This is a genomic window from Streptomyces olindensis (assembly GCF_040645895.1).
Taxonomy (GTDB): Bacteria; Actinomycetota; Actinomycetes; order Streptomycetales; family Streptomycetaceae; genus Streptomyces; species Streptomyces olindensis.
Genome location: NZ_JBEYZD010000139.1, coordinates 1 through 8,778 on the forward strand (window position 1 = coordinate 1; position 8,778 = coordinate 8,778).

The 8,778-nt window shown below is 73.3% G+C and carries 8 protein-coding genes; 3 read left to right on the forward strand and 5 right to left on the reverse strand.

Annotation, left to right across the window (positions count from 1 at the left end; translation table 11 throughout):
• Nucleotides 1–91: 91 nt before the first annotated feature.
• From ABZ948_RS40195 to ABZ948_RS40205, 3 genes are all read right to left on the reverse strand, one after another.
• Nucleotides 92–922, reverse strand: a complete 831-nt coding sequence (locus ABZ948_RS40195; protein ID WP_359768083.1) for an SCO1664 family protein — start codon at nucleotides 920–922, stop codon at nucleotides 92–94.
• Nucleotides 886–1,476 carry a DUF3090 domain-containing protein gene (locus ABZ948_RS40200; protein ID WP_351342753.1) on the reverse strand — a complete coding sequence of 197 codons (591 nt, stop codon included), beginning with the start codon at nucleotides 1,474–1,476 and terminating at the stop codon, nucleotides 886–888. The genes ABZ948_RS40195 and ABZ948_RS40200 overlap by 37 nt, the downstream gene beginning before the upstream one ends.
• A gap of 78 nt (nucleotides 1,477–1,554) precedes the next feature.
• Nucleotides 1,555–2,241: a histidine phosphatase family protein gene (locus tag ABZ948_RS40205; RefSeq protein ID WP_359768084.1), complete on the reverse strand. Its 687-nt coding sequence runs from the start codon at nucleotides 2,239–2,241 to the stop codon at nucleotides 1,555–1,557.
• A gap of 61 nt (nucleotides 2,242–2,302) precedes the next feature.
• On the opposite strand from ABZ948_RS40205, the gene ABZ948_RS40210 reads away from it, so the two are divergent.
• On the forward strand, nucleotides 2,303–3,298 hold the full coding sequence (locus tag ABZ948_RS40210; RefSeq protein ID WP_359768085.1) for a magnesium and cobalt transport protein CorA: 996 nt from the start codon (nucleotides 2,303–2,305) through the stop codon (nucleotides 3,296–3,298).
• Nucleotides 3,299–3,329: 31 nt separating this feature from the next.
• On the opposite strand, the gene ABZ948_RS40215 is transcribed toward ABZ948_RS40210, so the two are convergent.
• Nucleotides 3,330–4,118 carry a ferritin-like domain-containing protein gene (locus ABZ948_RS40215; protein WP_359768086.1) on the reverse strand — a complete coding sequence of 263 codons (789 nt, stop codon included), beginning with the start codon at nucleotides 4,116–4,118 and terminating at the stop codon, nucleotides 3,330–3,332.
• A 255-nt stretch (nucleotides 4,119–4,373) separates the two neighbouring features.
• On the reverse strand, nucleotides 4,374–5,429 hold the full coding sequence (locus ABZ948_RS40220; protein ID WP_359768087.1) for an LLM class F420-dependent oxidoreductase: 1,056 nt from the start codon (nucleotides 5,427–5,429) through the stop codon (nucleotides 4,374–4,376).
• A 135-nt stretch (nucleotides 5,430–5,564) separates the two neighbouring features.
• On the opposite strand from ABZ948_RS40220, the gene ABZ948_RS40225 reads away from it, so the two are divergent.
• Nucleotides 5,565–6,551 carry an aldo/keto reductase gene (locus ABZ948_RS40225; protein WP_359768088.1) on the forward strand — a complete coding sequence of 329 codons (987 nt, stop codon included), beginning with the start codon at nucleotides 5,565–5,567 and terminating at the stop codon, nucleotides 6,549–6,551.
• Nucleotides 6,548–8,713 carry a helix-hairpin-helix domain-containing protein gene (locus tag ABZ948_RS40230; RefSeq protein ID WP_359768089.1) on the forward strand — a complete coding sequence of 722 codons (2,166 nt, stop codon included), beginning with the start codon at nucleotides 6,548–6,550 and terminating at the stop codon, nucleotides 8,711–8,713. The genes ABZ948_RS40225 and ABZ948_RS40230 overlap by 4 nt, the downstream gene beginning before the upstream one ends.
• Nucleotides 8,714–8,778 lie beyond the last annotated feature (65 nt).

The following is an 8,778-nucleotide window of genomic DNA, read 5'->3' on the forward strand; positions in this document are numbered from 1 at the left end:
CCCGGTGCGGCGAGTGGGGGTACCCCCTGCTCGAAGAGCTTGGGGGAGCGTGCCGGGCGTCGCGGGGCAGGCGGGACTTTGCGGACACCCCCTAGACGGGCGGCCAGGGAATCGCCGGCCACTCCCCGCTCGGCTCCGGATGTGTCCCCGAGGCGAGCAGCGCGGCGACCCGCGCGCGGGTGGCGTCGATCTCGGCGGCGGTGATCAGCGGTTCGAGCCGCGCGCCGAGGGCTCCGCCCGCCGCCAGGTCCTTGCGCAGTCCCTCCAGGACGTCGACGGCCTCCTGGGACAGGCGCTCCCCCGCCCAGCCCCACAGCAGGGTGCGCAGTTTGTTCTCGACGTTGAACGTGACCCCGTGGTCGATCCCGTACAGCCGGCCCTCGCCGGTGGGCAGCAGGTGGCCGCCCTTGCGGTCGGCGTTGTTGATCACGGCGTCGAGCACCGCGAGCCGCCGCAGCCGCTCGTCGTCGGCGTGCACGAGCAGGGCCGTGCGTCCCTCGCCGACCTCGGCGAAGCCGATCGCCTTCCAGCCCGGCTCCGGCTCCTCGCCGTCGACGAGCGCGAGCAGCTCCGCGTCGGGCGTCGCCTCGATCCACAGCTGGCACATGCCCTCGCCGTAGGGGCCGTCGCGCAGCACGGTGGGCGGTACCAGGCCCCAGCCGGTCGCCTCGGAGACCTCGTAGGCCGCGACCTCGCGCTGGGCGAGCGTCCCGTCCGGGAAGTCCCACAGGGGCCGCTCCCCCGCGACCGGCTTGTAGACGCAGGCCGCCTCCTCGCCGTCGTACGAGACCGTGCAGTACAGGGCCGCGTTGGACGCCTCACGGATGCGTCCGCGCACGGTGAGTTCACCGCGGGCGAGCAGCTCGGCCGCGTGCGCGGGAGGGGTCACGCTCCGCGGCGGTATCCGTTCTGGCGCGGACATACGTGTCCTTCCGGGTCGAGCGGGAGGCTGCACAGCGGGCACGGCGGCCGCCCGGCGTTGACGACGTCGAGGGCGCGCTTGGCGAAGGCCCGGGCCTGCGCGCCGGTGAGGCGGACCCGCAGCATCGGGGGACCGTTCTCCTCGTCCTGGAGCAGCCGCTCCTCGGCCTCGGCGAGGTCCTCCTCGGAGTCGGCGTCGAGCTCCACGAGCGCCTGCGCCTCGACGATCATGAGCTGCTCCTCGCCGTCCCAGGCGAGCGCCATGGTGCCGACGCGGAACTCCTCCTCGATGGGGGTGTCCAGCGGGGCGGTGTCGGTGATCTCGGAGGGTGCGACGGCAGGGACGGAGGCGCTGCCTCCGCTACGGCGTACGACCTCGTCGAGCAGTTCGTCCATCCGCTCGGCGAGCGCGGCGACCTGGGTCTTCTCCAGGGCCACGCTGGTCACCCGGGAGCCGGCGACGGCCTGGAGGAAGAACGAACGGCGCCCGGGCAGTCCGACCGTACCGGCCACGAAACGTTCCGGATGGTCGTAGAGGAACACCTGACGGGACACGTCCTGTCTCCATTGGGATCGTGGGAACCGTGTGAGTACGGCACTGCTGCGACCGCTTCACCCTACTGCGGCCGACGATCACGGTGCGCCCGCACCACCCCCGACGGGGGCCTCGTCGCCCGGCGGTTCCTCGCGCGGCACCAGGGACGTGAAGTCGCCGGTGTCGCCGAGGCGGACGAGAAACGGTCGCAGTCGTGTGTAGCGGATCGCGGTGATGGAACACGGTTCAACGGAAATCCGCTGGAAGAGGTCCAAGTGAAGTCCGAGTGCGTCCGCGACGAGAGACTTGATGATGTCGCCGTGCGAGCACATGAGGTAGACGGCGTCAACGCCGTGGTCGCGCTCCACGCGCGCGTTCCACTCGCGCACGGCCTCGGCGGCGCGCGTCTGCATGGCCCGCATCGACTCCCCGCCGGGGAACGCCGCCGCGGACGGGTGCGCCTGCACGACCTCCATCAGGGGCTCGTCCTTGAGCTCGGCGAGCTTGCGCCCGGACCAGTCGCCGTAGTGGCACTCGCCGATGCGCTCGTCGGTGTGGGGCGTCAGTCCCGGCCGCGCCGCGAGGAGGGGCTGGATCGTTTCCCGGCAGCGCTGGAGCGGGCTGGTGACGATCTCGGCCAGGGGCAGTTCGGCGAGGCGTCCGGGCAGCGCGGCGGCCTGCGCGGTGCCGCGTTCGTCGAGGGCGACGCCCGGCGTCCAGCCGGCGAGCAGTCCCTCGGTGTTGGCGGTGGAACGTCCGTGCCGGACCAGGATCAGCGTGGGCATGCGGTCCAGCGTAGGCGCACGCGCGCGTGCCGTGTCCTTCGAGTGACGGGAGACTCGCTTCGTGATCGTCGACTGTGCCATCTACCGCGACGGACACCGGACGGAGGGGCCGGAGGACCTCTCCGACGCCCTCGGCCAGGCCCGTACGGCGGGCGGTTTCGTGTGGATCGGGCTGCATGAGCCGTCGGAACGCGAATTCGGCCATGTCACCCGGGAGTTCGACCTGCATCCGCTGGCCGTCGAGGACGCCCTCAAGGCGCATCAGCGGCCCAAGCTGGAGGTGTACGACGACTCGCTCTTCGTGGTGCTGAAGCCGGTGGCGTACGAGCCGGAGACCGACACCGTCTCGACCGGCGAGATCATGGTCTTCCTGGGCGAGGGGTTCGTGGTGACCGTCCGGCACGGCGAGGGCTCCCCGCTCAAGGCGGTACGGCGGCGGCTGGAGCAGGAACCGGAGCTGCTGGGCAAGGGCCCCACCTCCGTCCTCTACGCGGTCGCCGACGCCACCGTCGACCACTACCTGGACGTCGCGACCGAGTTGCAGGCCGACCTGGAGGGCCTGGAGGCGGAGGTCTTCTCGCCGGACGACGGCGGCTCACGGCACACGGCCTCCCGGATCTACGACTTCAAGCGGCAGGTCCTGGAGTTCCGCCGGGCGACCGGGCCGCTGGCCCTGCCGATGACGCGGCTGGCGGGCACGGCGCCGTACGGCGTGGCCGTGCCGTTCGTGGACGACCGGGCCCGGCCGTTCTTCCGGGACGTCAGCGACCACCTCACGCGCGTGAACGAGTCGGTGGACGGCCTGGACCGGCTGGTGTCGGACATCCTGTCGGCGCACCTGGCCCAGATGAGCGTCCGGCAGAACGACGACATGCGGAAGATCTCCGCGTGGGCGGCCATGGCCGCGATCCCCACGATGCTCGCGGGGATCTACGGCATGAACTTCGAGCACATGCCCGAGCTGCGCTGGGTCTGGTCCTACCCGGCGCTCATCGCGCTGATGGCGTTGCTGGAGGTGCTGGTGTTCCGGCTGTTCAAGCGCCGGGGGTGGCTGTAGAGCGGGCCGGCGCCGAGGGTGACGGGCCCCGTCAGGCGAACTCGGGTTCCGCGGAGGCCGGGCCGCCGAGGGCGTCGCGGCGCTCGGGCGCCTTCAGCGAGACCATCCGGCGCCAGCCGCCCAGCCGCTCGTACGCGTACACGGCGTGGATGCCGGCCGCGAGCACCGCCGACTTGGCCCTGGACCAGCCGAGGATGCGGCCCATGTGGGCCATGACGGCGAGGCTGACGTCCCGGTAGATCCGGATCTCGGCGTGCGCGCACTCGCGCAGGGTCCGCTGGATGAGCCGGCCGTGGCCCGCGCGGGCGAAGCGCAGCAGTTCCTCGTGGCAGTAGGCGAGGTGGTTGTCCTCGTCGTTGGAGATCTGCTTGACCGCGCGGCCGATGTCGGGATCGTCGGCGAAGTGCTTGCGGAGCAGTTCCATCTGCTCGGAGGCGCGCTGCTCGGTGACCCTGCTGTGCGAGAGGTAGGTGACGATGTCCTGGACGGTGAGCCGCTCGTCGCGCTTGAGCTGCTCGTGCGCGAGTCCGATGCCGTTCTTCTCCAGGAGCATCGTGTAGTCGGTCTCCGGGGGGACCGGGACGGGGTCGAGGCCGCGCTTCTTCATCAGGGCGCTGAAGATCCGTCCGTGCTTGTCCTCGTCGGCGCCGTGGCGGGTGATCTTGGGTGCGAGGGCGCGTTCGTCGTCCGGGACGAGTGCGGCGATGCGGGCGTTCTCCCAGCCGCCCTGGGACTCGCCGCTCGCGGCGATGGAACAGAACAGGGCGAAGGACTCGTCGTTGGCGAGGATCTCCTGGAACAGACTCTTGGCCGAAAGCATCGTGGGCACCTCTTCCCGCGCGCGTGCGCGTGCTGCAGGACAGGATCCGCAGGTTTCCGCGAAGAACGAGTCAAGTGCGGCCTGAGGGGTGCTGCAACAGGTGTGCCGGACATCTCCGCCAAATGGAGGACGTGCGGGGACCGGTCCGGGACCGGTCCGAACGGTACGGCGTAACCGCCCGGGGGCCCGGCGCGTTGTGCCGCGTGACGGCCGTGGCGGGGAAGACCCCCGAGCCCCCACCACGGCCGCTGAACCTCAGGCGAGCCCGGACCGCTCCAGGGCCTGCGCGCCCGCCCGGAGCGAGGCGAGCCGCTCGTCGAGCGTGAAGCCCGCGGGGGCGAGGCTGAGGGTGGTCACACCGGCCGCGGCGTAGGCCTTCATCCGGTCGGCGATGCGGTCCACGGAACCGAGCAGGGTGGTGCTGTCGATGAGGTCCTGCGGAATGGCGGCCGCGGCGCCCTGCTTGTCGCCGGAGAGGTACTTCTCCTGGATCTCGGCGGCCTCCCGCTCGTACCCCATGCGCTGGGCGAGCTGGTTGTAGAAGTTCTGCTTGCGGCTGCCCATGCCGCCGACGTACAGGGCGGTGTAGGGGCGGAAGGTGTCGGCTAGCGCGGCGATGTCCTTGTCGTCGCCGACGGCGAGCGGCAGGGTCGGGCAGACGTCGAAGCCGTCGAGGGTCTTGCCGGCCTTCTCGCGGCCCGCGCGGAGGTACTGGATCGCCGTGTCCTCCAGGTGGTCCGCGGAGGGGAAGATCAGCAGGGCGCCGTCGGCGATCTCGCCGGTCTGCTCCAGGTTCTTCGGGCCGATGGCGGCGATGTAGAGCGGGATGTGCTCGCGCTGCGGGTGCACGGTCAGCTTGATCGGCTTGCCCGGGCCGCCGGGGAGGGGCAGGGTCCAGTGCTCGCCCTCGTACGACAGGCGCTCGCGGGTCATGGCCTTGCGGACGATCTCGACGTACTCGCGGGTGCGGGCGAGCGGCTTGTCGAACTTGACGCCGTACCAGCCCTCGGAGACCTGCGGGCCCGAGACGCCGAGGCCGAGGCGGAAGCGGCCACCGGAGAGGGAGTCGAGGGTGGCGGCGGTCATGGCGGTCATGGCCGGCTGGCGGGCCGGGATCTGGAAGATCGCGGAGCCGACGTCGATGCGCTCGGTCTGGGCGGCGACCCAGGTGAGCACGGTCGCGGCGTCGGAGCCGTAGGCCTCGGCGGCCCAGCAGACGGCGTATCCGAGCCGGTCGGCCTCCTGGGCGACGGCCAGATTGTCCGCGTCCATTCCGGCACCCCAGTAGCCGAGGTTGATACCGAGCTGCATGCCGCATCCCCTTACCGATCAGTAACTGCCTTGTCCGCAGACCATAGCGCGGGCGCGGCGGGCGCGGCATGCCCGGGGAAATCCGTCGCCCGCGGCCACCCACACGGCAGGTTCTGGCCAGTAATCTCGGCGTTCATGGAGCAGAGGCATCTCGGCCGCACCGGCCTGCGTGTGTCACGGATCGGGCTCGGCACCCTGACCTGGGGACGGGACACCGACGAGCACGACGCCGCGGACCTGATGAAGACGTTCTGGGAAGCGGGCGGGACCCTCGTCGACACCGCGGACGTGTACGGCGACGGGGAGGCCGAGTACCTGCTCGGCCGGCTGATGGACGGCCTCGTGCCCCGGCGGGACCTCGTCATCTCGACCAAGGCCGGAAGCGTGCCCGACCCCGACCGCCGCTTCGACGGCTCCCGCGGCCACCTGCTCACCGCGCTGGACGCCTCGCTCTCCCGGCTCGGCACCGACTACGTCGACCTGTGGCATGTGCACGCCTTCGACCCGGACACCCCGCTGGAGGAGACCCTCCAGGCCCTGGACATGGCCGTCGCCAGCGGGCGGGCCCGCTACGCCGCCGTCTCCAACTTCTGCGGCTGGCAACTGGCCAAGGCCGCGACCTGGCAGCTGGCCGCCCCCGGCACCCGGACCCGGCTGGCCGGGACGCAGCTGGAGTACTCGCTGCTCCAGCGCGGCATAGAGCGCGAGGTCCTGCCGGCCGCGCTGGACCTGGGCATCGGACTGCTGCCGTCCTCGCCGCTCGGGCGGGGTGTGCTGACGGGCAAGTACCGGGGCGACACGACCCCGCCGGACTCGCGCGGCGCCTCGGAGCACTTCGCGCCGTTCGTCGCGCCCTACCTCGACGACACGGCGAGCCGCATCGTGGACGCCGTGACGACCGCGGCCGACGGGCTGGCGGTGACACCGCTCCAGGTCGCGCTGGCCTGGGTCCGCGACCGGCCGGGCGTGGCCGCTCCGGTGGTCGGCGCGCGCAACGCGCAGCAGCTCACGGCGGCGTTGTCAGTGGAGACCCTTAGTCTTCCTGACGAGATCTGCCGGGCGCTCGACGATGTGTCGGCGCCCGTGCACCGCTATCCCGATCACGACTGGAGCACGCTGTGAGCACGGAGCCCGAGACCACGGAGGACGCCGAGCCGGGGACGCCGGGCGCCGAGACCACTCCGGCCGGTGCCGACGCGGGCGAGAGCGGTGAAGCCGGCGCCGGACAGCTGTCCGAGGCCGAGGCCGAGCTGCGCGCCCAGCAGGTCGAGCGGGAGCGCATCGCGCAGCGGAAGGCCGAGAAGAAGGCGCCCATCGAGGCCGGCGCCAAGCTGAGCGGCAAGGCCGCCGATCTGCTCGCGGCCGTGCGGGCCGTGGAGAGCGGCGAGAAGCCCGCGGCCACGGTGTTCGCCGAACCCGAGCCCGCCCCCCGGCGCTCCGCCCCGGAGCCGGTGCGGCGCCCGCAGCCGGTGGCGGCAGAGGCCGTCACCGCGTCGGCCGCCCCCGCACCCGAGGCGGTGCAGGCCGTGCGGCGGGTGCTCACCGAGGGCGGCGCCCCGGAGACGCTCGCACCGCAGGCGGCCGCGGCGCTCGGCGAGGGCGCGGACGAGCTGCTGCGGGCCGACCCCTGGCAGTTGCTGCGGGTCGCCGGCGTGCGGCCCGAGCAGGCCGACGGGTTCGCGCGGGCGCTGCTCGGCGCCGAGTGCGGACCGGACGACGAACGGCGGGGCCGGGCCGTCACCGTCTGGCTCCTGGAGCAGGCGGCGCTGGCAGGGCACACCGCCCTGGAGATGCCGGCGCTCCTCGCGGCCCTGGCCCAGCGGAACGTGCCGGACCCGGACAGCGCCGTGCAGGACGCGATCGCGGAGGGCGAGGCGCTGGTCTTCCAGGACGCCCTGGAGGAGCCCGGCGCTGCGGCCCCGGCGGAGGAGGACGGCGCGGACGAGGAGCGCCCGGTCCGGGTCCTGGTCGGGCTGGAGCGGTACGCGCTGGCGGAGGAGAGCCTGGCCGACGGTCTGGCCCGGCTGGTCAACTCGGTTCCCAAGCAGGACGGCTCGGCCGAGGAGTGGGAGCGGGCCGCCGCCATGGTCCAGGGGTCGACGGCGGAGCTGATCCGGGCGGTCGCCGGCCACGGCCTGGTGCTGCACACCGGCGGGGAGGCGTCCCTCGCGGAGCCGGCCGCGCTGCTCACGGCCGCGCGTTCCCTCGGGCTGCGGGCCTGGGCGGCCACCCACAGCCCGGTCGGCCGCGACCGCTTCGCCGCGCTGCTGCGGCGGTCCGGCCAGACGGCGGACGCCCCCGAGCGGACCGACGAGGCGACCACCGCCGACTCCCCCGTCGCCACCGTCTCCGGGCTCCTGGCCGGTCTCGAAGGGCCGGGCCGGGACGCCGACGGGGCCCTGGACGTCGATCTGCTCGTCGTCCTCGACGCGCCGCAGCTGGACGTCGAGACGGCGGCGCTGCTGACGGAGTCCCTGCCGGACGGGGCGCGGCTGGTGCTGGCCGGGGATCCGGCGGTGCTGTGGTCCGTGGGCCCGGGGCGGGTGTTCGCGGATCTGCTCGCGGCGCGGATCTGCCCGCAGGTCGCCTCGCGGCTGCCGGATCCCGGGCCGCTGGGCGAGCTGGTCTCCGGCATCGGGGCCGGCGAGCTGAACCAGGTCGAGGCCCCCGGCAAGGAGGTCGTGATCGTGCCGGTCCGGGACGCGGGCGAGGCCGTGCACCGCACGGTGCAGCTCGTCGTGGACTCCGTGCCGCGGGCGATCGGCGTACCGGCCGAGGAGACGCAGGTGATCACGCCGGGACACGGCGGTGCCGTCGGCACGCGCGCGCTCAACGCCGCGCTCAAGGAACGCCTCAACCCGGGCCCGGGCCGCTTCGGCGGCTTCGACCCCGGTGACCGGATCGTCCACTCCCCCGTCCCGGGGAGGGCGCTGCCGGGCCGTGTGGTGAAGGCGGACGCCGAGGGGCTGCACCTGTCGTGCGCCGGCGAGAGCGTCGTCGTCCCGAAGGAGCGGGTGGAGCACTCCGTGCGGCACGGGTGGGCCATGACCGCGCACCAGGCGGTGGGCAGCCGGTGGCCCGCGGTGGTCGTGGTGCTGCCGGGCGACGCCGCGCAGGCCCTCAGCCGGCCGTGGGTGTACACGGCGTTCGGGCGGGCCGACCGTCATCTGTCCGTCGTGCACGGCGTGGAACAGGCGCTGCCCAGGGCGGTGGCCGAGGTTCCGGCGAAGCCCCGGACGACCCGGCTGCCGGTCCTGCTCGCGCCGCAGGTCGCCGGAGAGTGACGACGGCGGCTCCGACCTGAGGCGGGCCGCGCTGACGGCCGCCGAGCTCGCCACGCTCACCGGCC

Bases quoted from the DNA above. Each gene is read 5' to 3' on its own strand.
- ABZ948_RS40220 (WP_359768087.1), bottom strand. From the start codon at position 5,429: ATGCAGCTCGGTATCAACCTCGGCTACTGGGGTGCCGGAATGGACGCG.
- ABZ948_RS40195 (WP_359768083.1), bottom strand. From the start codon at position 922: ATGTCCGCGCCAGAACGGATACCGCCGCGGAGCGTGACCCCTCCCGCG.
- ABZ948_RS40215 (WP_359768086.1), bottom strand. From the start codon at position 4,118: ATGCTTTCGGCCAAGAGTCTGTTCCAGGAGATCCTCGCCAACGACGAG.
- ABZ948_RS40205 (WP_359768084.1), bottom strand. From the start codon at position 2,241: ATGCCCACGCTGATCCTGGTCCGGCACGGACGTTCCACCGCCAACACC.
- ABZ948_RS40225 (WP_359768088.1), top strand. From the start codon at position 5,565: ATGGAGCAGAGGCATCTCGGCCGCACCGGCCTGCGTGTGTCACGGATC.